We start from the raw sequence: 24,184 nt of genomic DNA, 5'->3' as shown, positions 1-24,184 counted from the left end.
AACGGTAGGTGGGGGATGAATCGATTTTTTGTTTTTTTTAGTATATAAACAGAAACATATGTTCCTATCTAGTATACTTTGTGTATACAAAACAAGAAAGGAGTGTGTCCAATGAAAAAGGCATATTTTTCAATTCGTATCTATAAGAATGCACTAAAACAGAATCACAATCATTACACTTTACACCACCAAATGGTGTTGCCGTTGAAATTCCTAACCTTACATTTCCGTATGGACAAGAACAAGTGAATGCAGCTGTTCAAAAGCAATGGAATTGCAAAGATAAAAAGAATGCAGGAAAACCAATCAGTTGGGCAATTGAAGACCACGGTGATTACTACATTTTTAAATGTTTAATCGATATTGAAGAGAACCAAAATAAAAACTTCAGCAAATCCGATGGTGTCATTGGAGTAGACTGCAATTTTGACCACTTCGCTTGGTCAAACATCAATAAACAAGGACAACTCATAAAAACGGGTGTATTATATCTTTGATATGTTAGGTAAAACATCAGAACAAATTACGAAAATGATTGAAGCAGAAGCCGTTGCATTAGTGGATATTGCTGTAAAAGCAAACAAACCGATTGTTGTAGAAAAATTAAACACAACAAAAGCAAAGGTTAAGAATCCTTATGGCAACAAAAAAGCAAATATGATGATGAGCATGTTTGCTTATAAAAAGATGATTTCAGCTATTAAAAGCCGTGCTGAGAAGATGGGTGTAGCAGTATTTGAGGTAAATCCAGCGTACACTTCTCAAATTGGTAAAATCAAATATATGAAACGTTTTGGTATCAGCATCCACCAAACAGCTTCTTATGTCATTGCTAGAAGAGCAATGGGATGTAAAGAAAAACTTCCACCAATTTTGTATTCCCTACTACCGGAGAAGATGGTAGGTCTGCATCATTGGGCGCAATGGAAGTGGCTGTCTGGCATCCTGTCTGATTTGCGTGTTCACACATTCTATCAGATGGAGCTTTCGAACCATGGCAAGATTCGTTATGCAAACGAACTTTTTCCTCCAGGGGCTCTTACTGACTTGGAAGTAAAAGGTTTGTCTAAGTTTGAAAGCAGAAACCCCATACCTTGTTGAATGGGTATGGTCTACTAAGCATTTTGCCTTAGTTGTCCCTTTTGGGAATCCCCTTCCTCAAAAATCTGATAGGATTTTAGGTGGGGGTAGTTCAATGTAATTCAATTCTCCACCTGTATGAAGTGTTTTGAGCTATAATAGGAATAAATTGGCCGAAAAGGAGATTTTACATATGCATGAGAAAATTTTAGGAGCAATTAAGCAATTTGATACAATTATTATCCATCGCCACGTTCGTCCAGATCCAGATGCATTAGGTTCGCAGTGCGGCCTTGGTACGATGCTGCAAGAGTCGTTTCCAAAGAAAAAGATTTATATGGTAGGATACAATGAACCGTCTTTAGCGTACTTACGCGTAATGGATGAAATTGATGATGCTACGTATGAAGAGGCACTTGTAATTGTTTGTGATACAGCAAACCAAGAGCGTGTTTGCGATCAGCGTTATACAAAAGGAAAGCAGTTAATTAAAATTGACCATCATCCGAATGAAGATCCGTACGGTGATATTGTTTGGGTAGATACAACATCTAGTTCTACAAGTGAACTGATTTATGAATTTTACTTATACGGTAAGGATAAAGGGTTAACGTTATCAAAAGAAGCGGCACGTCTTATTTTAGCTGGTATCGTTGGTGATACAGGACGTTTCTTATTCCCAAGCACATCTGCAAAAACACTTCGTTATGCATCTGAGCTTGTGGGAGTGGGCGTTGAATTCCCAGCATTATATGATGAAATGTATAAAACGAATGAGCGTATTGCACGCTTAAATGGTTATATCCTACAAAACTTTACGATGACTGAAGAAGGCGCAGCGTATGTTAAGCTAACAAAAGAAGTGTTAGAGCAATTTGATGTGCTTCCGTCTCAGGCTTCAGGAGTTGTTGGAGCTCTTGGAAATATTGAAGGATTAAAAGCGTGGGTTTTATTCTTAGAGGAAGAAGATGTGATTCGTGTTCGCCTTCGTTCAAAAGGTCCGGTTATTAATACGTTAGCAATGCGATATAACGGCGGCGGGCATCCGATGGCGTCCGGAGCAAAAGCTTTTTCTTGGGAAGAAGCGGACCGTATTTTTGCAGACTTACGTGAATTATGTAAATAAGAAGAAAGGTAGAGGGATTTCTACCTTTCTTGTTTTATTTTGACGCTAATTTCTAGTAGGGTATCAAATGAAACAGTTTCGATTTCAAATCGATAGACACGGTCGTAATATTTATATACCTTATTTTCAATAACCTTCTTTAGTAGCTCTTTATTGTTTGCGACGCTTTGAATGTTTTGGGTAAGCAAGTGGCGGAGATCATCGCGAATAGAAGTTTGTAATGTTTCCACTGTTAGCGTGTCTAAATTGTATTTTTCGTGATTTACAATCTCAATTTCAATTTCTTGAATGGTTAACAATTTTTTGTTTTTTTCATTTTCTTTTTTTTGATCTTCAATCAGTACGTGTAAATCATCTGTTAGTTTTTTGATTATCGTTTGTTGTTTTTCGAGTGTTTTTGTTTGCTCTTCTTGAAACACGCCATATATGTATAAAAAAATAATCCAGCTCAAAATCCCGCCCGCAGCAGCGCCGCCTAAAAAGAGTTTCCATCTATTAGAGATAGAGCCCGGGACTTTCATATGTGCTCCTGTGTAATCCATTTAATAATCGTAAGACCCGTTTGCATACCGCCTGTAGCAAAGAAAATAAGGAGAATTTGTTTCACAATATCTTTTGTATCTCCTCCAAAAAAGCTGCGTTCAAAGCTATAAAATGTATCGAAAGTTCCGCCAATGGCAGCGACGAGAGCCCAAATTCGTAAATTCTCTGCAAATTGTGTAATCATTGTGAGCGGTGGTTTTCCTACTAAAAAAGCACCGATTCCGCCAATTAATGAACCGCCAATCATAACACCAAGAGCAATAAAATAACTCGTAATGAGAAGAGAGAAAAAGCTTTGGTTCATTTCCATCATCATTCTCCTTTCTTTTTCATGTATATGGACAAAGAAGGGGAAGTATGTTTTGATTTCACGTATAATAGGAAGTAGTCAAATAGGTAAAGAGAGGGTATAAAAGTGAAGTTTGTGCATTTACAATGTCAAACCGTTTATAGTTTATTGAAAAGTGCTTGTAAAATAGATGAGCTTGTTCATCAAGCGAAAGAACTTGGATTTCCGGCATTAGCAATTACAGATGAAAATGTGATGTATGGTGTGATACCGTTTTATAAAGCTTGTAAAAAAGCGGGGATTCAGCCGATTATCGGTTTAACAGCTTCGATATGGAATGAAGAAGAGGATCAGTCCTATTCGCTTATTTTACTGGCAGAAAACGAAACTGGGTATCGAAATTTACTTAAAATTTCTAGCAGCATTATGACAAAGTCAAAAGAGGGTATTCCAAAGAAATGGCTTGCGCATTATGCAGGGGGATTAATTGCGATTTCTCCTGGAAAAGATGGAGAAATTGAAAAGCTTTTATTGCAAGGAAAGCATGAAGCTGCTGCGGAAGTAGCAAATATGTATAAAAATATATTTGCCAGCTTTTATATAAGCGTGCAGCACCATGCCGTTCAAGAAGAGTTGTTGCTTCAAGAAGAGCTTCTACCATTTGCACAGCAACTTGAGATTCCGCTTGTAGCGACAAATGATATTCGTTATGTAAAACAAAATGATGCAATGGTGCAGGAGTGTTTATTATCTGTTCATAATGGGACAAAAATGACTGATTCGGACAGGCCGCGCCTGCAGACTGATCAATACTATATGAAATCAGCATCTGAAATGGAGGCGTTATTTGCTTCTATGCCAGAAGCGATTCAAAACACATTACGTATTGCGGAGTGCTGTCACGTAGAAATTCCGTTTCATACAAATCAATTGCCGAAGTTCTCGGTACCAACAAATGAATCATCTGATCAATTTTTACGCCGCCTTTGTGAAGAAGGATTGAAGAAACGTTATGAAACGGTGACCGATGTGCATAAAGTTCGTTTAAATCATGAACTGCATACCATTTCTCGGATGGGATTTAGTGATTATTTTCTTATCGTATGGGACTTTATGAAATACGCTCACGAGCAGCGCATTTTAACAGGACCAGGCCGTGGTTCGGCAGCTGGGTCACTTGTATCTTACGTGCTGGAAATTACAGACATCGACCCGATTCAATACAATTTACTATTTGAACGTTTCTTAAATCCAGAGCGCGTTACACTTCCTGATATTGATATTGATTTTCCAGATATTCGCCGCGATGAAATGATTCGTTATGTGAAAAATAAGTACGGAGAACTACGCGTGGCTCAAATTGTAACGTTTGGAACACTTGCAGCAAAAGCGGCAATTCGTGATATTGCAAGAGTAATGGGACTGCCGCCAAATGAAATTGATATTTTTTCAAAACATATTCCGTCTAAAGTTGGGATTACGTTGGAAGAAGCTTACGCAGAATCGCCATCATTACAAAGTTATCTACAAAGTAACCTAATTTTTCAAAGGGTATTTGATATTGCAAAGCGTGTAGAAGGGTTGCCGCGTCATACGTCTATTCATGCAGCCGGAGTGATTATGAGTGAAGAGCCGCTTACAAATAGTGTTGCCATTCAAGGCGGCCATGATGATGTATACGTCACACAATATTCAGCAGAAGTATTAGAAGAACTTGGTCTGTTAAAAATGGACTTTCTTGGTCTGCGTAATTTAACATTGCTTGAAAATATTCGCATGTTTATTGCGAAGACAACAGGGACAAGTTTAGATATACGGAAATTGCCTCTTCAAGATGCAAATACATTTGCACTCCTTGGGCGAGGTGATACGACAGGAATCTTTCAGCTCGAATCAAGTGGGATGCGGAATGTTCTGCGTTCGCTAAAACCGAATGAATTTGAAGATATTGTTGCGGTTAACGCATTATATCGCCCGGGACCGATGGAGCAAATACCGGTTTTTATTGATTCTAAACATGGAAAACGTGCTATTCATTATTTGCATCCTGATTTGAAACCAATTTTAGAAAATACGTATGGTGTTATCGTTTATCAAGAGCAAATTATGCAAATTGCCTCTCATTTAGCAGGATTTTCTCTTGGTGAGGCTGACTTATTACGCCGCGCCGTAAGTAAGAAAAATCGTGATATTTTAGACGAAGAGCGCACGCACTTCGTGAAAGGGTGCTTGCAAAATGGATATGATGAAGAAACTGCCCAGCAAATTTATGATTTAATTGTTCGATTTGCCAATTATGGATTCAACCGAAGTCATGCAGTTGCTTATAGTATGATTGGATATCAGCTTGCTTATTTAAAAGCAAATTATCCGCTTCAGTTTATGACAGCATTATTATCAAGCGCAATTGGAAATGAAGAGAAGATTGTACAATATGTTCGGGAAACGAAGCGGAAAGGGTTCCACGTTTTGCCACCGTCTCTTCATAAGAGCAGTCATGAGTTTCAAGTGGAAGGAAATGCAATTCGGTATAGTTTACTTGCGATTCGCAATGTAGGGATGGCGACGGTAAATGCTGTAATTGAAGAAAGAAATAAAAAGCCGTTTCAAGATTTATTTGAGTTTTGTTTGCGCATGCCGGCAAAATTTGTGACAGAGCGCAATTTAGAAACGATGATTTGGGCAGGTTGTTTTGATGATTTTAACGTTTCGCGTTCCGCCTTATTTAACAGTATTAAAGGTGCGTTAGAATACGCGAGCTTAGCAAGGGAAATTGGTGAGGAGCTTGTGCCGAAGTCAGAGTATGCACAAGAGGCAGAGCTAACTTTTACCCAGCAGTTAAATAAGGAAAAAGAAGCGCTAGGCTTGTATTTAACAAGTTATCCAACCGCACAGTACGCGAAGCTTGTTAAGGAATTGGAAATCCCAACACTTGCAGGGGCGATGAAACAGCAAAGAAAAGTACAGCGGGTCATTGTATATTTGACAAATATAAAAGTAATTCGGACGAAAAAATTACAAAAGATGGCGTTTATCACGTTCTGTGATCAAAATCATGAAATGGAAGGGGTTGTATTTCCTGAAACGTATATCCATTTTGCGGAGCGATTACAAGAAGGAGAAATTGTTTTAATAGAAGGGACAATTGAAAAGCGAAACAATAAGCTCCAATGGATTGTAAATGGCTTGTATCCGTTAGAGAAGATGGATACTTACGAGGAAATGAAAGACGCTTCTATTTACGTGAAAATACCATCACAGTATGAAAAAAGGCTGTTAAGCAATGTCACCAAAATATTGTTTAACTATTCAGGTTTTGCGAAAGTACTAATTTATTATGAAAAAGAGCATAAGATGGTACAATTATCTCGTAACTTATCCATTCATCCAAGTGAAGAATGTTTACAAGCGCTTTATGAGATAGTCGGCAAGGAAAATGTCGTTGTAAAAATATAATGGACAATTTCCTATCATTTCGATTATAGTAGTAATAGCGTTCGTGGTCAGACCACTTTGGAGAATGAATAATGTAATGCAGCAAGAAAATATGAGGAGAGTGGATCGTTTGTCAACACTACGTGAAGAAGCACTTCACATGCATAGAGTGCATCAAGGAAAACTAGAAACAGTATCAAAAGTAAAGGTAGAAAATGCAAAAGATTTAAGTCTTGCGTATTCTCCAGGGGTTGCAGAACCATGTAAAGTGATTTATGACGATAAGAGCAAGGTATACGAATATACAATGAAGGGCAATATGGTAGCAGTTGTAACAGATGGAACGGCTGTATTAGGTCTTGGAAATATTGGACCGGAAGCATCACTTCCTGTTATGGAAGGTAAAGCTGTATTATTCAAGAGCTTTGCTGGTGTAGATGCATTTCCAATTGCTTTAAATACAAATGATGTAGATAAAATTGTTGAAACTGTAAAATTAATGGAGCCAACTTTTGGTGGCGTAAACTTAGAAGATATTGCAGCACCAAACTGCTTTATTATTGAAGAGCGTTTGAAAAAAGAAACAAACATTCCTGTATTCCACGATGACCAGCACGGAACAGCAATTGTAACAGTAGCGGGTCTTGTGAATGCATTAAAGCTAGTTGGAAAGAAAATGTCTAATATTAAAGTTGTTGCAAACGGTGCTGGGGCAGCGGGTATTGCAATTATTAAACTTTTATATCGCTACGGTGTACGCGACATTATTATGTGCGATACGAAAGGTGCGATTTTTGAAGGACGCCCTGTCGGTATGAATCCTGTGAAAAATGAAGTTGCAAAATACACGAATAAAAATCGTGTAGAAGGTTCATTAGCAGAAGTGATTCAAGATGCAGATGTGTTCATCGGTGTATCCGCAGAAGGCGCATTAACAGAAGAAATGGTTCGTTCTATGAACAAAGATGCAATTATCTTTGCGATGGCGAATCCAAATCCAGAAATTATGCCAGACATGGCAAAAGCAGCTGGAGCAGCAGTTGTCGGTACGGGACGCTCAGATTTCCCAAACCAAGTAAACAACGTGTTAGCTTTCCCTGGTATTTTCCGAGGTGCTCTTGATGTCCATGCAACGCAAATTAACGAAGAAATGAAAGTGGCAGCAGTACAAGCTATTGCTGGACTTGTATCAGAAGAAGAGTTAAATGCTAATTATATTATTCCAGCTCCATTCGATGCACGCGTAGCACCACAAGTAGCAGCGTACGTTGCTAAGGCTGCGATGGAAACAGGTGTTGCTCGCCGTCAAGTTGATCCGCAGGAAATAGCTGAAAGAACGAGAAATCTAGCGATTATCGGCAAAGAATAAGTGAGGAATGTTCATTGACATCATCACAAACAAAAGTATATCTAGAAATAGTGAAAAAAATTCGTTTGATTATACAAGAAGATGGATTGAAGGCGGGCGACCGCCTTCCATCTGAACGTGAGTTAAGTGCACGTTTAAATGTCGGACGCTCATCTGTTCGTGAAGCGCTCAGATCGTTAGAACTAGTGGGTCTAATTGAAACGCGGCGCGGTGAAGGAACGTTCATTCGAAACTTTTATGAAAACGGTCTGGTGCAATTAATTGCACCGTTCGTATTACAAGATGAAAAGACACGGCGGGATTTGTTACAAACGAAAGAATTGCTTGAGAAAGACGCGATTCGTGTCTTATGTCAAACACAGGCAGAAAGCAGCTTAAAGGCACTTCGAAAAATTTTTTCTGATGAACAATCATCTATCGCAGTATTTCATCAAACCTTTTTAAAAACGCTTGTAGAACAAGTCGATAATTATTTAATGTATCGTGTTTGGATGATTGTACGTGACTACGCTTCAACGCTTTCTTGTGATGTTCATTTAAACGCGCGAGAGTTACATGAAAAGCTATATATAGCATTACAGAATAAACAAGAACAAACAGCATTAGAGTTGTACGATGAGATAATGGAAAATATACAGTTTCATTTGTGAGTTTATCTTGCTTATACATGTATGAATAAGCAAGATAAATGTTTACTTTATACAAAATTTGTCGAAATAACCATGACACGTTCTGACATAAATTCTGCAAGATAACGTTTAAAGTTAAACGTAAAGAGACGGGTTATAAGGCAAATTAAGAAAATAAGGCTAACACCGATTGATTTAGGTGTTAGCCCCATTTTCTTACTCGTTAACCTTAGCTCTTTTATCACCTAAAGGAGGGTCAAACTTTGCTACGAGATTTATTCCTAAAGAAGAAAAAGTATGCTGCAATTCCTTCAGAGCAGGTACGAAAAGATGTACCGGACGGTGTCATGACAAAATGTCCGAAATGTAAAAAAATCATGTATACGAAAGAACTTCTGAAAAATTTAAAAGTATGTGTAAACTGTGGCTATCATCACCCGATGAATGCATGGGAGCGTCTTGAAAGTTTGTTAGATGAAAACTCATTTCGTGAATATGACAAAGAAATGATTTCGGCAAACCCGCTTCAATTCCCTGGCTATGAGGAGAAACTCGAGAGTGATCGTAAAAAAACAGGATTAAATGAAGCGGTTGTGACAGGAGAAGGAACAATCGAAGATATGCTTGTTGTTGTTGCGGTTATGGATTCAAGGTTTCGAATGGGAAGCATGGGCTCTGTTGTAGGTGAAAAAATTGCGCGTGCTGTTGAAAAAGCATATGAAATGAAAGCGCCGTTTATTATTTTTACTGCATCAGGCGGAGCTCGTATGCAAGAGGGTATTTTAAGCTTAATGCAAATGGCGAAGACAAGTATAGCTTTGAAAAAACATAGCAATGCAGGTGGTTTATTCATTTCAATTATGACGCATCCAACGACAGGTGGAGTTTCCGCGAGCTTTGCTTCACTTGGTGATTATAATTTAGCGGAACCTGGTGCATTAATTGGATTTGCTGGTCGTCGTGTAATTGAACAGACGGTTCGCGAGAAATTGCCAGAGGATTTCCAAACGGCAGAGTTCTTATTGGACCATGGACAATTAGATGCAGTTGTGCATCGCGATGATATGAGAGACACGCTCCGTAAGATTTTAGAAGTTCATCAAGGGGAGGAAGTGGCGTCATGGCAGAATTAGAATTTGAAAAACCAGTTGTTGAGCTAAGAAATAAAATTAGCGAGTTAAAAGAGTATACGAAAAACAGCCAGATGGACTTCAGTGAAGAGATTCGTATCTTGGAAGGGAAATTAGAGCACTTAGAAGAAGAAATATACGGTAACTTGAAAGTGTGGGACCGTGTTCAAATTGCTCGTCATGCTGAAAGACCGACAACACTGGATTATACCCAGCACTTATTCACTGATTTTTTTGAATGTCACGGAGATCGATTATTTGGTGATGATGCAGCAATTGTTGGCGGGATTGCGAAATATAATGGGATGCCTGTTACAGTAATCGGTCATCAACGCGGGAAAGATACGAAAGAAAATATTCGCCGTAATTTCGGAATGCCTCATCCGGAAGGATATCGTAAGGCGTTGCGTCTTATGAAGCAAGCTGAAAAATTTAATCGTCCAATCATCTGTTTTATTGATACAAAGGGTGCATATCCAGGAAAAGCAGCTGAAGAGCGTGGACAAAGTGAAGCAATTGCACGCAATTTATTTGAAATGGCTGGACTCACTGTACCTGTTATTTGTATCGTAATTGGTGAAGGTGGAAGTGGCGGTGCGTTAGGACTTGGCGTAGGTAACTATGTACACATGTTAGAAAACTCCACATATTCGGTTATTACGCCTGAAGGAGCAGCGGCAATTCTTTGGAAAGATGCTACGAAATCAAAAGAAGCTGCAGAAACGATGAAAATTACAGCAGCTAATTTGAAAGAATTAGGTGTCATTGATGAAATTATTCCAGAAGCTCGCGGCGGTGCACATCGCGACGTAGTGAAGCAAGCGGAATATATAAATCGTACATTGCAGAAGACATTCCAACAATTAGAAGGCGTTTCGAAAGAGCAACTAGTCGAAAATCGCTATGAAAAATTTATGAAAATTGGGCAAGTTTCGTTTTCAAACGCTTCCATTGGGGTAAAATAGAGAAAGCGTGCGTTCCATCTCGCGAATGCACGTTTTTCTTATGAAAAAGACACATCTTCTCCATTGTCATTTTGTATTTCTTCATGTTATTTTATTATAAGGCAAATAATCTTTATGAGGTGAGTACTAATGAAACGTATTGGTGTTTTAACAAGTGGTGGAGATTCACCTGGAATGAACGCTGCTATTCGTGCTGTTGTTCGTAAAGCAATATATCATGATTTAGAAGTGTATGGTATCTATCATGGATACGCAGGATTAATTTCTGGTCATATTGAGAAATTAGAATTAGGTTCTGTAGGTGATATTATTCATCGCGGTGGAACAAAATTATATACAGCAAGATGTCCTGAGTTTAAAGAACGAGAAGGACAATTAAAAGGGATTGAACAATTAAAGAAATTTGGTATTGAAGGACTTGTTGTTATTGGTGGAGATGGTTCTTACCAAGGTGCGAAAAAATTAACAGAGCATGGTTTCCCATGTGTTGGTGTACCTGGTACAATCGATAATGATATTCCTGGTACGGATTTCACAATTGGTTTTGATACAGCTTTAAATACTGTTATCGATGCAATTGATAAAATTCGTGATACAGCTACATCTCATGAACGTACATATGTAATTGAAGTAATGGGTCGCCATGCAGGTGACATCGCATTATGGGCTGGTTTAGCAGACGGTGCAGAAACAATTTTAATTCCAGAAGAAGATTATGATATGAATGATGTAATCGCTCGCCTAAAACGCGGTAGTGAACGCGGAAAGAAACATAGTATCATCGTTGTAGCTGAAGGCGTTGGCAGCGCGATTGAAATCGGTAAACAAATCGAAGAAGCGACTAATTTTGATACGCGCGTTACAGTATTAGGTCACGTGCAACGCGGAGGATCTCCAAGTGCGATGGACCGTGTATTAGCGAGTCGTCTTGGGGCGAGAGCAGTTGAGCTTTTATTAGAAGGACAAGGTGGCCGCTGCGTAGGTATTCAAAATAACCAACTTGTTGATCATGATATTATTGAAGCATTAGCGAAAAAACATGAAATTGATGCAGAGATGTATCAGTTATCAAAAGAATTATCCATCTAATTGGTGTAATATAAAATTAATGGTAACGTTTTCATAAATATTCGGAGGTGCGGTATGCGCAAAACTAAAATTGTATGTACGATTGGTCCTGCTAGTGAAAGTATTGAGAAGTTAGAACAATTAATCGGAGCAGGTATGAATGTTTGTCGTTTAAACTTCTCTCATGGTAGTCATGAGGAGCATGGATTACGCATTAAAACGATTCGTGAGGCTGTAAAGAAAACAGGTAAAACTGTAGCAATCTTACTTGATACAAAAGGTCCAGAAATTCGTACACATGACTTTGTAGACGGACAAGCTGAACTAAAAACAGGTGCAGAAGTTGTTATTTCTACAGAGCAAGTGTTAGGAACTGCTGAAAAGTTCTCTGTAACTTATGCAGGACTTTATGACGATGTAGACCCAGGTTCTCGCATTCTAATTGATGACGGTCTTATTGAGTTAGAAGTAATTGAAAAAGGAAACGGCGATATCCGCACAAAAGTATTAAACAGCGGTATGGTAAAAAATAAAAAAGGTGTAAACGTACCAAACGTAAGTATTAAACTTCCTGGTATTACGGAAAAAGATATTCAAGATATCATCTTCGGTATTGAGCAAGGTGTTGATTTCATTGCAGCTTCTTTCGTACGTAAAGCATCTGACGTATTAGAAATTCGTGAGCTATTAGAAGCACACGGCGCAGGGTACATTCAAATTATTCCAAAAATCGAGAACCAAGAAGGTATCGATAATATCGACTCTATCTTAGAAGTTTCTGACGGTTTAATGGTAGCCCGCGGTGACATGGGTGTAGAAATTCCACCAGAAGAAGTACCGTTAGTACAAAAGCGTCTAATCAAAAAATGTAACGTATTAGGAAAGCCAGTTATCACAGCAACGCAAATGTTAGATTCTATGCAACGTAACCCTCGTCCGACACGCGCGGAAGCAAGTGACGTAGCAAACGCTATTTTCGATGGTACAGATGCAATCATGCTTTCTGGTGAAACAGCAGCAGGCTTATATCCAGTTGAAGCAGTGAAAATGATGGCGAATATTGCACTTCGTGTTGAAAAATCACTGCAATATGAAGATATGTTCCAAAAACGTCTTAAAGAGCAATCTTACTCAATCACAGATGCAATTAGTCAATCTGTTGCACATACAGCGCTTGCACTTGATGTAGCGGCAATCGTAGCTCCTACAGAAAGTGGATATACTGCAAAAATGATTTCTAAATATCGTCCGAAATCTCCAATTGTAGCTGTAACATCTAATGAACAAGTATGTCGTCGTCTTGCGCTATCTTGGGGTGTAAAAGCGTATATGGCAGAAGAAAAAGCAAAATCTACAGATGAAATGTTAGAAACAGCGATTCAAACAGCTATGGATGCAGAGATGATTGGTCTTGGTGATACAGTTGTAATCACTGCTGGTGTACCGCTTGCTGAAACTGGCACAACAAACTTAATGAAAATTCATGTTGTTGGCGAACAAATCGCTAAAGGACAAGGAATTGGTCGTAAAACGGCAAAAGGTAAAGTTGTTGTAGCTAAAACAGCTGAGGAAGCAATAGCGAACGTAACAGAAGGTTCTATTCTTGTTACAGTAAGCACTGATAAAGATATGATTCCTGCGATTGAAAAAGCAGCAGCACTTGTTGTAGAAGAAGGCGGATTAACAAGCCATGCAGCGGTTGTTGGTGTATCAATCGGTATTCCAGTTATCGTTGGTGTAACAACTGCAACTGCTACGCTAAAAAGCGGCCAAGAAGTAACAGTTGATGCAGCGCGTGGAATTGTATATAATGGACATGCGGAAGTGCTATAAGTAATAATATGTGGGGAAGGATGCAAATCCTTCTCTTTTTTTTACAAAATTTAAAAATATAAAGATTTAGAAAAAGAGGTGAGAGGAATGAAAGTGTTTCTCTGCTTGTTTATTTTAATTCCAGCATTAGAAATTACGGTGCTGATCGGATCGAGTCAGTGGATTGGGTTATGGCCGACATTTTGTGTTATTATGCTAACGAGTATAATTGGAGCATATATAGCAAAGCGGCAAGGATTAGCTGTATGGAGAGATATTCAATATCGGCTCAGTAGAGGTGAGCTTCCGGGCGATGCGGTATTGGATGCAATTTGTATTTTTGCTGGCGGTATACTTTTAATGATTCCTGGCTATATAACGGATTGTCTAGGAATGATTTTACTGATTCCGGCAGCGAGGAAGCCCGTGAAATATATGATCATCAAATGGATGGAACGAAAAATAAATCGAAACAATACAATTATTGTGCAAAAATAACGCTTGAGAGAGAAAAACTCTTCAAGCGTTATTTTTTGTCGAAAAAACAGATGAATATTTATTCACTTGTAGAAAAATGAAGAAAAATATAGTATTTTTATTCATTTTCATAAATAAAAAAACAAGGAGGGATTCTCCTTGTTTTAGGTGATGTAGCTATTACCCTTTTATAAACTTCCAAAGGTCTTTAAATACATTTGCTTTATGCAGTGTATTTAATAAAACGAGTGTGACAGGACCGATAATTAATCCTAAAAAACCAAATAGTTTAAATCCGATAAATAAAGAAAATAATGTTGGCAGTGGATCAAGTCCTATGTTAGATGATAATACTTTTGGTTCCATTAATTGACGCTGCACGATGACAACGATATATAAAATAAGTAAACCAAGTGCGAAGGCAGTATTTCCTGTAAAGAATACATAAATGATCCATGGAACGAAAACAGCACCTGTTCCTAAGTATGGAAGCAAATCCACAACGCCTGTAATAAGGGCAATCGTAATTGCGTACGGTACACGCAAAATTAATAGGCCGATTAGAACGATAATGGTCGTCATGGATATGAGAGTAAATTGTGCTTTTACGAATCCAAACAAAGCTTTTCGTAAATCAACAAAAATTGTTTTTCCATAACCGTGTAATCGATTAGGTAAAAACTTTTCTATTTTACGGGCAAGGTGGTGCCAGTCATAGCTAATAAAGAAAGTAGCTAACAAGACGAATACAAGAACAGTTAAGGTGGTCGGAAGAGCGCTAATGAAGTTTGTTAATCCGCTAATAATGGCTGTCAAAATGGATTTCATTTGTTGCGTTGCTTCTGCACCGAGATTTTGAATGTTTGTTGTAATCGTACTTTGTTGTGTTGCACCGAGATGGTTAAACTTAGCAATTAAATCGTTGTAGAGTGGCATAATATTGGTAAGTGCAAATTCCTGTAAATATTGAACTAGAGACGGGAATTTTTCTGGTACGATTTGTAACAAATATGTTGCTGCTGAAATAGCTTCTGTTACAAGATACGTAACGAACCCAACGATAGTGCCAAACACAAGGATGAGGCTAATTAGGACAGACAAAGCACGAGGGAATCGTAGTTTTCGATCGAGAAAGTTTACAACTGGATTGATCAAATATGCAATTGCAAAAGCGATAATAAATGGATAGACAAGACCTGATATATACAAAAGCGCACATATTCCTAATATAGTTGCTGCAATAACAAAGAGAAGTCGAAGTGCTATGTAGAGTGAATTTCGATTCAAAGGTGTTTTCCCTCCTCTATAAAAATGTTACGTATTAGCGAAGCTTGTGTAATTATTCACTTGAAAGTACACATCAAATGATGAGATGCTTTCATGCCTCTTTTGTAAATGGTATGATGTAATATAGATTCTTTCTTTCTTATTTTACCTTGTTCTTATAAGAAAGAAAAGGAAAGTGATCACTTTTGGTGTAAGTGGAAACGATTCTCTATTTGAAGGGTTAATTCCTTTTTTTATTTTAGAAAAGGGACATATTTAAGAGCTCTTCATTATTTTCAGAAAGGATGTGACATCATGATTAGTCAGTCGACTTTATTTTTATTCATACTTCTTCTTATTGGACTTATCGTAAAAAATCAATCTTTAACAGTAGCGGTTGGCGTTTTATTTTTGCTGAAGTGGACGTTTTTAGGAGATAAGATTTTCCCTTATTTGCAAACCAAAGGAATTAACCTCGGGGTTACTGTTATAACAATTGCGGTCCTTGTCCCGATTGCAACAGGAGAAATTGGATTTAAGCAGCTTGTAGAAGCAACGAAATCTTATTATGCTTGGATTGCTCTCGCTTCAGGTATTGCAGTGGCGCTTCTTGCAAAGGGCGGTGTACAACTTTTAGCGCATGATCCGCACATTACGACCGCTCTTGTGTTTGGAACAATTCTTGCGGTAGCACTATTTAATGGAGTGGCGGTAGGACCTTTAATTGGAGCAGGAATTGCCTACGCTGTGATGAACATCATACAGATGTTTAAATAAAAAAATTTATTTTAATATAAATTTTTCGAATTCTATCCATTCACAAAAGTCAGATAATTGTTTATAATGTACTTAAGGCACTTCTTCGAGTTACATAACAGCATAGACCTACACCAGATAAAATAAAAATAACATGAAATAATTTTGTTAATATTGTTTTATGCTGTTTTTATAGGAAAGCTCTCCGAAATTATATTTCCACACTATGTGTCGTTTTAGGCGTGGGGGTTCGGGGAGAAGCTCACGCCCATGCTACAAAGTGTGGGGCGATAGATAGATGTAAAAATGGTAATGATTGTGCCATTGTGTATTTCACTTGTTTAAGAGGTGAACGGGTGCTCATTCACTTTTTTAAACAGTGGAACACACATTTAATTGAGAAAAAAGTATTAGGTTGGGGAGAAATTCCGAGGAAAAGGAGAGATTATAATGACTGTTATTCGAGGTTTAGAAGGGGTAGTAGCAACGACATCATCTGTAAGTTCTATTATTGATGATACATTAACTTATGTGGGATATAATATCGATGATTTAGCTGAAAATGCTACATTTGAAGAAGTTGTATATTTATTATGGCATCGCAAACTTCCAAATGAAGTAGAATTAGAGGAATTAAAAACACAGCTAGCCGAGCATGCGGCAGTGCCAAAAGATATTTTGGAATATTTACAACACACAAATTTAACAGTTGCACATCCAATGTCAGTTTTACGTACAGCAATTTCCATGCTATCATTGTATGATGAAAGTGCTGAATTAATGGATGAGGCATCTAATTATTTGAAAGCGGTTAAATTACAGGCGCAAGTTGCAACTCTTGTTGCAGCATTTGCGAGAATTCGCAAGGGGTTACCTGTTATCGAGCCTCGTAAAGATTTATCATTAGCTGCAAACTTTTTATATATGTTAAATGATCGTGAGCCAAATGAAGTTGAAATTGAAGCGTTTGATAAAGCGCTTGTACTTCATGCGGATCATGAATTAAATGCATCTACTTTCACAGCACGTGTTTGTGTGGCTACACTTTCTGATGTATATTCCGGTATTACAGCAGCAATTGGTGCTTTAAAAGGACCACTTCATGGCGGAGCAAACGAAAACGTAATGAAGATGCTAATGGAAATTGGCGAAGAAGAAAATGTAGAATCATATATTCATAATGCACTTGACAATAAAGTGAAAATTATGGGCTTTGGTCATCGTGTATACCGCAATGGTGATCCACGTGCAAAACATTTACGTGAAATGTCTAAGCGATTATGCGTGCTAACAGGACAAGATAAGTGGTATAATATGTCTATTAAAATTGAAGAGCTTGTAACTTCAGCAAAACATCTTCCACCAAATGTAGATTTTTATTCTGCATCTGTGTACCATTGCTTAGGAATTGATCATGATCTATTTACACCAATCTTTGCAGTCAGCCGTATGTCTGGTTGGTTAGCTCATATTCTAGAACAATATGAAAATAACCGCCTAATTCGTCCGCGCGCAGATTATACTGGTCCGATTAACCAACGTTATGTACCAATTGGACAAAGAGTATAATGCGCTTTCATAAATCTGACTTTTTCGTAAAGATATAATGATTGAAATATTTAAACTTAATTTGTGGTTTGAACTGAGGGATTTATCCCTCAGTTTCATATATATGAAATTTCAAACATGGGGGTAATCACATTGACTACAGGAGAAAAAATTACCGTAACGAATGGTGTTATGAATGTACCTAACAATCCAATCATTCCTTTTATTGAAGGAGATGGAATTGGACCAGATATTTGGGCAGCAGCATCTCGCGTGTTAGAGGCGGCTGTTGAAAAAGCATATAATGGTGAGAAGAAAATTGTTTGGAAAGAAGTGCTTGCTGGAGAAAAAGCATTTAATCAAACAGGTGAGTGGTTACCAGAAGAAACATTAGAATTGATTCGCGAATATTTAATCGCAATTAAAGGACCGTTAACAACTCCTGTTGGTGGCGGAATTCGTTCTTTAAACGTAGCACTTCGTCAAGAATTAGACTTATACGTATGTTTACGTCCTGTTCGCTATTTTGATGGGGTTCCTTCTCCTATTAAGCGTCCGGAAGATACTGATATGGTGATTTTTCGTGAAAATACGGAGGATATCTACGCTGGTATTGAATATGCGCAAGGTTCTGAAGAGGTTCAAAAGCTTCTTGCATTTTTACAAAATGAAATGGGTGTGAAGAAAATCCGTTTCCCAGAAACTTCTGGACTTGGTATTAAACCAATTTCTGAAGAAGGTACAAAGCGTCTTGTTCGCGCTGCGATTCAATATGCGATTAGTGAAAAACGTCCTTCTGTTACATTAGTTCATAAAGGTAACATTATGAAATTTACAGAAGGTGCTTTCAAAAACTGGGGTTATGAAGTAGCAGAACAAGAATTTGGCGACAAAGTATTTACTTGGGCTGAATATGATCGCATTGTTGAGAAAGAAGGAAAAGACGCTGCGAATAAAGCGATGGCAGACGCAGAAGCGGCTGGAAAAATCATCGTAAAAGACTCAATTGCAGATATTTTCTTACAACAAATCTTAACACGTCCACGCGAGTTCGACGTTGTAGCAACAATGAACTTAAATGGCGATTATATTTCTGATGCACTTGCAGCACAAGTTGGCGGCATCGGTATTGCACCTGGTGCTAACATTAACTATGTTACGGGACATGCTGTTTTTGAAGCGACACACGGTACAGCTCCAAAATATGCAGGTTTAGATAAAGTAAATCCATCTTCAGTTCTTCTTTCAGGGGTATTGATGTTAGAACATTTAGGATGGAATGAAGCAGCGAATTTAATTACTAATTCTGTAGAAAACACGATTGCTTCAAAAGTGGTAACATATGACTTCGCACGTCTAATGGAAGGTGCAACTGAAGTGAAATGTTCCGAATTTGCTGACGCCCTTATTAACAATATGGACGCAGCGGTTATTAAAAACGCATAATTCAAAGTGGGGGAGAAATTATGACAATCAAACGCAAAAAAGTTTCAGTCATCGGTGCAGGATTTACAGGGGCAACAGCAGCATTCTTATTAGCGCAAAAAGAATTAGCAGACGTTGTATTAGTGGACATTCCACAACTTGAAAATCCAACAAAAGGGAAAGCGTTAGATATGTTAGAAGCAAGCCCTGTACAAGGTTTCGATGCTAATATTATCGGTACATCTGATTACGCAGATACAGCTAATTCTGACGTTGTAATTATTACGGCAGGTATCGCTCGTAAGCCAGGTATGAGCCGTGATGATTTAGTAGCAACAAACTCTAAAATTATGAAAAGTGTAACGCAGGAAATTGCGAAATATTCTCCGAATACAATTATTATTGTATTAACAAATCCAGTTGATGCAATGACATATTCTGTATTTAAAGAAGCTGGATTCCCGAAAGAGCGCGTTATCGGTCAATCTGGTGTATTAGATACAGCTCGTTTCCGTACATTTATTGCACAAGAATTAAATCTATCTGTGAAAGATATTACAGGATTTGTTCTTGGTGGACACGGTGATGAGATGGTGCCGCTTGTTCGTTATTCTTATGCAGGTGGTATTCCGCTTGAAACATTAATTCCGAAAGAACGCCTAGATGCAATTGTTGAACGCACTCGTAAAGGCGGCGGTGAAATTGTAAATCTATTAGGAAACGGTAGTGCATACTATGCACCAGCTGCTTCTTTAGTAGAGATGGCTGAGGCAATCTTAAAAGACCAACGCCGCGTTTTACCGGCTATTGCATACCTTGAAGGTGAATATGGCTATAGCGATCTTTACTTAGGTGTTCCAGTTATCCTTGGTGGTAACGGAATCGAAAAGATTATTGAATTAGATCTTCTTCCGGAAGAAAAAGAAGGATTAGATCGTTCTGTAGAATCTATACGCAGTGTAATGAAAGTTCTTGCATAAAGTGAAACTTTAATCAGTGGGGGTTTTCTTCATCCCCCACTGATTATTAGCCCTCACCAATCGGGCTTTTACGGGCAGTTTATCTCCCACCTAACTTCTTAAGAAAAGCGGAAGCGGCTCGCTCAGAATCGCAGGACGCCCGCGCCCCTGACAGAGAGGCGCTTTTTGCCTCGTCCGAGGGGGCGAAACGACCGGAGATTCTAGCCGCTAGAGCTGGACAACAAAGAAATGTGGAAGTGGCTCGTCCAGAATGTGAGGGGGATGGAGCTTCTGACGTAGAGGTGTTTTTTACCTCGTAGGAAGAAGCGAAGCCACCGAACATTCTAGCCACTGGAACTGGACAATGCTTTCGCTGAATTTTGAGGTGGGAGTATTACTGCCCGCGAATAGCGGGATAAAAAAAGAAAGAAAAAGATTCGGGGCTCCCGAATCTTTTTCCACTATTAGAAGGATATTTTTGTAAAATAATTTGAAAACGTTAACAAAGGAGTATCCTACACTATAAAACATAGACTTGTAGCGAATGTTCTCTCATCTTTATAAAGATTCGTATAATATACCACTTCGAGTAGGATAATGGAAATATCGATCGGAGGGATTGTATCATGTTAAAGAAAAGAAGCAAATTAGGTCGTAAAATGGATGAAATTACAGTAGGAGAAAAGTTATCCGTTACAGAGAAAATAGAAGACAAAGATTTGTTATTATATTTAGGATTAACGAATGATTCGAATCCGTTATATATTCAGCATGATTACGCATCCCAAACTCCGTATGAAAAACCAATTGTACCAACGATTATGTTAACGGGGATTGTTACAACTGCGGTTACAAAATACTTACCTGGCCCAGGAAGTCATGTCGTAAGACAAGAAATCGAATTTAAAAAGCCTGTATATCACTACGCAACGCTGCAAATTCATTTTGAAGTTGTTTCCGTTTACCCAGAAGATCATTTAATTGAAATGCAAATGGTTGCGTACAATGAGCAGGAAGAAGAAGTTATAACAGGGTTACTAAAAGTAGCACCGCCGCATCATTTAACGACGATATTTGAAAGATCGCTGGATAATTTTTAATGAAAGAAGCTGTCCTAAAAGCAGTGCTTTTGGGACAGCTTTCGTTTTTTCACCCACGCGGCCATAACATAATAAATACGCCAACGATACAAACAGAAGCTCCAGCCCAGTCGAATAAGTCGGGAGTTTTTTTATCAACCCACCAGCCCCACAGTAAACTCATGACAATAAACACACCGCCGTAAGCTGCATACACTCTTCCGAAGCTAGAGAAAACTTGGAACGTAGCGATAACGCCATATAAAAATAAAATAATTCCTCCGATGATTCCAATTCCAATAGAACCGCCTTCGCGCAGCCATTTCCAAATGAGGTAACCGCCGCTAATTTCAGCTAAGCCTGCAAGAAAAAAGATAATAAATGCTTTTAACATAAAAAAACTCCCTTCTATTCTATATAAATCCATTTTCATTTTTCGATATAAAAGTCAATATAACATCGCCTTTTCCCTTTGTTTGAAACCTCGCATGTGACAGGGAAAAGTTCCATGGCTCCTCCGCTAGATGCTCTTGTTCTCTCTAAAAAGAAGGGGGAATGTCGTTTTCTTTGTATAAGGGTAACATAAAGTAAAACAGCAGTCAGTAGGGGACTGTTTGTGAGGTGGGGAATAAAGTCGCATTTTTCAAAGCACAATTGTATTGAGAGGGGTTTTGTTTTCTAGTATGATGGAAATATCGGGGAAGGATATTAGGATGAGGAAGGTTTAAAGCCTATAACTTGGAGGAATAGAATGAGCAATCGAATTTTGGTCGTAGACGATGAGGAGTTTATTTTAACTTTAATCGAATTTAATCTGCAGCAAGCAGGATTTGAGGTCATAACAGCGATGGATGGGGAAACAGCGCTGCATAAAGCGCAGACAGAACGCCCTGATCTCATTATATTAGATTTAATGCTTCCGAAGATGGATGGCATGGAAGTTTGTAAAGAATTGCGTCTAGGGCGTATAATGACCCCTATTTTAATGTTAACTGCAAAAGATGATGAATTTGATAAAGTATTAGGTCTTGAGCTTGGAGCGGATGATTACATGACAAAGCCGTTTAGTCCAAGAGAAGTAGTTGCGCGTGTAAAAGCGATTTTGCGCCGTACGAAAATTAATGATGAACAAGCTCAGGAAGTAGAAGATGAAAATAGTATTATCATTGCTGAATTAAGAATTTTACCAGATTTTTATGAAGCATATTTTAAAGGGGACAAGTTAGAACTTACGCCAAAAGAATTTGAATTACTCGTATATTTAGCGAAACATAAAGGCCGTGTGTTAACGCGTGATCAGCTGCTAAGTGCAGTGTGGAATTATGATTTTGCTGGTGATACACGTATTGTTGATGTTCACATTAGTCACTTGCGAGATAAAATTGAAAAAAACACAAAAAAACCAACTTATATTAAAACAATTCGTGGATTAGGTTATAAATTGGAGGAGCCAAAGGGAGATGAATAAATTTCGCTCAAGGCTTCTCCTTACGTTTATTTCTCTGATTGTTCTTATTGTTGTTGGAACAGGGATATTGATTGAAAAAGTATTTGAAGGATTTTATGTTGATCATGTCCATGAGAGAATCGAGAAAGAAACAAAGTATATTGCTTCTGTCGTTGAGGCGGAAGGAATTGATCATGTTCTAAAGAATCCAAATGTATTTTCGAAAATAGAAGAGCATTTCGGTTTATACGTAACGTTTCTAGATGAACAAAAACAAGTTCAATATACTACTGTAAAAGAGCAGACGGTACTACAAAAAGAAGTGATAGAAGAACTTCTTCCTGAAGCGAGAAAACAAACGCATACAGTGGTGATGAAGGAAACAAAGGATAAATATCCTTATTATTATGCGACTTTTATTCAAGATGCACAGGGGAAGAAAGGGTATCTCATTAGTAACGCTTCTATAGAATCTTTGAAAACTGTGCATCCAAAAATGTGGGGTTTGTTAATTGTTGGCTTTATTAGTTCTTGTCTCGTTGTTATATTTCTTGGGATGAAAATTACAGCACACTATATTCGGCCGATTGAGTCTGTTACAAAAGTAGCTATCGAATTGGCGAAAGGGAACTATAAAGCGCGTGCTTATGAAAATCATTCAGACGAGACGGGAATGCTCAGTAAAGCAATGAACATTTTAGCGCGTAATTTACAAGAGATGACATTAGAGCAAGAAATGCAGCAAGATCGGTTGCATACACTTATTGAAAATATGGGAAGCGGTATGATTTTAATAGATAGCCGTGGTTATATTAGTCTTGTTAACCGCTCTTATAAAGAGATTTTCCATGTAACAGATGAAGAGTATTTGCAACGTTTATATTATCAAGCATTTATACATAAAGAAATTGTTGAACTCGTGGAAGAAATTTTTATGACAGAGGTTAAAGTACGAAAACAAATGTTATTGCCTCTTGAAATTGAAAGAAAACACTTTGAAGTATACGGTGCTCCTATTATTGGAACGAACCATGAATGGAAAGGCATTGTCCTTGTTTTTCATGATATTACCGAGCTTAAGAAGCTGGAGCAAATGCGTAAAGATTTCTTGGCGAATGTTTCGCATGAGTTGAAAACACCAATTACATCTATTAAAGGATTTTCAGAAACATTACTTGACGGAGCGATGGAAAACCAGCAGTTTCGTGAGCACTTCTTACATATTATTTTGAAAGAAAGCGACCGAATGCAAGCGTTAATTGAAGACTTACTTGATTTATCGAAAATTGAGCAACAAGGGTTTCAATTAAATATGGGTGTTGTTGACTTAAAAGAGCTACTAGAAGAAGTTGGGATGATATTAAATAATAAAGCTGTAGATAAAGACATTCGTTTGCATGTTGATGTGAATGAACATGTTTCTGTCATAGGTGATGCAGTACGATTAAAACAAGTTTTTATTAATTTAATGAATAATGCAATTCTATATACGCCAGCTGGGGGAACTGTTTCTGTTAAGTTTTCTTATGATAGCGAAAACGTATATATAAAAGTGTCAGATACAGGTATTGGAATAGAAAAAGAAGAGATTCCTCGAATTTTTGAACGTTTTTACCGCGTTGATAAAGCACGCAGTCGTAATACGGGTGGTACAGGACTTGGGTTATCTATTGTGAAACATTTAGTTGAAGCGCACCATGGGATGATTACTGTAGAAAGTAAGATTGGGGTTGGAACGACATTTATTGTTACTCTTCAAAAGTATAATAAAGTGAAACTTT

At 38.0% G+C, this 24,184-nt stretch carries 22 protein-coding genes; 18 read left to right on the top strand and 4 right to left on the bottom strand.

From position 1 onward, the window contains the following. Positions 1-245: 245 nt before the first annotated feature. The 3 genes from V7024_RS02845 to V7024_RS02835 all read left to right on the top strand — a co-directional run bounded on the left by V7024_RS02845 (position 246) and on the right by V7024_RS02835 (position 2,206). Positions 246-497, top strand: a complete 252-nt coding sequence (locus V7024_RS02845; protein WP_335515357.1) for a hypothetical protein — start codon at positions 246-248, stop codon at positions 495-497. Position 498: 1 nt separating this feature from the next. Next, positions 499-1,101, top strand: coding sequence for an IS200/IS605 family accessory protein TnpB-related protein (locus tag V7024_RS02840; RefSeq protein ID WP_335515355.1), 603 nt, complete (start codon positions 499-501; stop codon positions 1,099-1,101). Between the two features lie 172 nt (positions 1,102-1,273). Beyond that, entirely contained in the window at positions 1,274-2,206 is a 933-nt protein-coding gene (locus V7024_RS02835; protein WP_335515352.1) for a DHH family phosphoesterase, read from the top strand. 20 nt (positions 2,207-2,226) lie between these two features. Here the strand turns inward: V7024_RS02835 and ytrI are convergent, their stop codons facing one another. Both ytrI and V7024_RS02825 read right to left on the bottom strand, forming a co-directional pair. Next, the gene (ytrI, locus tag V7024_RS02830) at positions 2,227-2,727 is read right to left on the bottom strand and encodes a sporulation membrane protein YtrI (protein WP_335515349.1); all 501 of its coding nucleotides are present in this window, start codon (positions 2,725-2,727) and stop codon (positions 2,227-2,229) included. Beyond that, positions 2,724-3,059, bottom strand: a complete 336-nt coding sequence (locus tag V7024_RS02825) for a YtrH family sporulation protein (protein ID WP_438824428.1) — start codon at positions 3,057-3,059, stop codon at positions 2,724-2,726. Before V7024_RS02825 ends, ytrI begins: the two co-directional genes overlap by 4 nt. A 105-nt stretch (positions 3,060-3,164) precedes the next feature. On the opposite strand from V7024_RS02825, the gene dnaE reads away from it, so the two are divergent. The 8 genes from dnaE (at position 3,165) to V7024_RS02785 (ending at position 13,944) form a co-directional block, all read left to right on the top strand. Beyond that, entirely contained in the window at positions 3,165-6,494 is a 3,330-nt protein-coding gene (dnaE, locus tag V7024_RS02820; protein ID WP_335515347.1) for a DNA polymerase III subunit alpha, read from the top strand. Between the two features lie 91 nt (positions 6,495-6,585). Continuing rightward, complete coding sequence (locus V7024_RS02815) at positions 6,586-7,842, top strand: malic enzyme-like NAD(P)-binding protein (protein WP_196060621.1); 1,257 nt, start codon at positions 6,586-6,588, stop codon at positions 7,840-7,842. Between the two features lie 14 nt (positions 7,843-7,856). Next, positions 7,857-8,492: a FadR/GntR family transcriptional regulator gene (locus V7024_RS02810; protein WP_335515344.1), complete on the top strand. Its 636-nt coding sequence runs from the start codon at positions 7,857-7,859 to the stop codon at positions 8,490-8,492. Positions 8,493-8,734: 242 nt separating this feature from the next. After that, complete coding sequence (gene accD, locus V7024_RS02805) at positions 8,735-9,604, top strand: acetyl-CoA carboxylase, carboxyltransferase subunit beta (RefSeq protein WP_098914316.1); 870 nt, start codon at positions 8,735-8,737, stop codon at positions 9,602-9,604. Continuing rightward, complete coding sequence (gene accA / locus V7024_RS02800; protein WP_335515339.1) at positions 9,592-10,566, top strand: acetyl-CoA carboxylase carboxyl transferase subunit alpha; 975 nt, start codon at positions 9,592-9,594, stop codon at positions 10,564-10,566. The genes accD and accA overlap by 13 nt, the downstream gene beginning before the upstream one ends. 129 nt (positions 10,567-10,695) lie before the next feature. Then, positions 10,696-11,655, top strand: a complete 960-nt coding sequence (pfkA, locus tag V7024_RS02795) for a 6-phosphofructokinase (protein WP_335515335.1) — start codon at positions 10,696-10,698, stop codon at positions 11,653-11,655. Positions 11,656-11,709: 54 nt separating this feature from the next. After that, positions 11,710-13,467, top strand: a complete 1,758-nt coding sequence (gene pyk, locus V7024_RS02790) for a pyruvate kinase (RefSeq protein WP_335515332.1) — start codon at positions 11,710-11,712, stop codon at positions 13,465-13,467. Positions 13,468-13,554: 87 nt separating this feature from the next. Further along, positions 13,555-13,944 carry an FxsA family protein gene (locus V7024_RS02785; protein WP_335515330.1) on the top strand — a complete coding sequence of 130 codons (390 nt, stop codon included), beginning with the start codon at positions 13,555-13,557 and terminating at the stop codon, positions 13,942-13,944. A gap of 159 nt (positions 13,945-14,103) precedes the next feature. Here the strand turns inward: V7024_RS02785 and ytvI are convergent, their stop codons facing one another. Then, on the bottom strand, positions 14,104-15,210 hold the full coding sequence (gene ytvI, locus V7024_RS02780) for a sporulation integral membrane protein YtvI (RefSeq protein ID WP_335515327.1): 1,107 nt from the start codon (positions 15,208-15,210) through the stop codon (positions 14,104-14,106). Positions 15,211-15,504: 294 nt separating this feature from the next. Between ytvI and V7024_RS02775 the strand changes: the two genes are divergently transcribed. The 5 genes from V7024_RS02775 (at position 15,505) to V7024_RS02755 (ending at position 20,977) form a co-directional block, all read left to right on the top strand. Continuing rightward, positions 15,505-15,966: a DUF441 domain-containing protein gene (locus V7024_RS02775; RefSeq protein WP_098914306.1), complete on the top strand. Its 462-nt coding sequence runs from the start codon at positions 15,505-15,507 to the stop codon at positions 15,964-15,966. A gap of 429 nt (positions 15,967-16,395) precedes the next feature. Continuing rightward, a complete protein-coding gene (citZ, locus tag V7024_RS02770) occupies positions 16,396-17,514 on the top strand; it encodes a citrate synthase (RefSeq protein WP_335515322.1) in 1,119 nt (372 codons plus the stop codon). A gap of 132 nt (positions 17,515-17,646) precedes the next feature. Further along, entirely contained in the window at positions 17,647-18,939 is a 1,293-nt protein-coding gene (gene icd / locus V7024_RS02765) for an NADP-dependent isocitrate dehydrogenase (protein ID WP_335515319.1), read from the top strand. A gap of 20 nt (positions 18,940-18,959) precedes the next feature. Beyond that, positions 18,960-19,898 carry a malate dehydrogenase gene (gene mdh, locus V7024_RS02760; RefSeq protein ID WP_020062425.1) on the top strand — a complete coding sequence of 313 codons (939 nt, stop codon included), beginning with the start codon at positions 18,960-18,962 and terminating at the stop codon, positions 19,896-19,898. A gap of 605 nt (positions 19,899-20,503) precedes the next feature. Then, positions 20,504-20,977 (top strand): MaoC family dehydratase, encoded by a 474-nt coding sequence (locus V7024_RS02755; RefSeq protein WP_098914300.1) that lies wholly within the window; start codon positions 20,504-20,506, stop codon positions 20,975-20,977. A gap of 49 nt (positions 20,978-21,026) precedes the next feature. Here V7024_RS02755 and V7024_RS02750 read toward each other — a convergent pair whose 3' ends face one another. Continuing rightward, on the bottom strand, positions 21,027-21,350 hold the full coding sequence (locus V7024_RS02750) for a YnfA family protein (RefSeq protein ID WP_335515313.1): 324 nt from the start codon (positions 21,348-21,350) through the stop codon (positions 21,027-21,029). A gap of 357 nt (positions 21,351-21,707) precedes the next feature. On the opposite strand from V7024_RS02750, the gene V7024_RS02745 reads away from it, so the two are divergent. Together V7024_RS02745 and pnpS are read left to right on the top strand one after the other, a co-directional pair. Next, positions 21,708-22,424 carry a response regulator transcription factor gene (locus tag V7024_RS02745; protein ID WP_335515309.1) on the top strand — a complete coding sequence of 239 codons (717 nt, stop codon included), beginning with the start codon at positions 21,708-21,710 and terminating at the stop codon, positions 22,422-22,424. Next, positions 22,417-24,184, top strand: a 1,768-nt coding sequence (pnpS, locus tag V7024_RS02740) for a two-component system histidine kinase PnpS (protein ID WP_335515306.1), incomplete at its 3' end; no start/stop codon positions are given. The genes V7024_RS02745 and pnpS, both read left to right, overlap by 8 nt.

It is taken from the genome of Bacillus sp. JJ864 (assembly GCF_036963045.1).
GTDB lineage: Bacteria > Bacillota > Bacilli > Bacillales > Bacillaceae_G > Bacillus_A > Bacillus_A pseudomycoides_C.
Note: the sequence above shows the minus strand (reverse complement) of the source record. Positions and strands in the feature narration are given on the sequence as shown.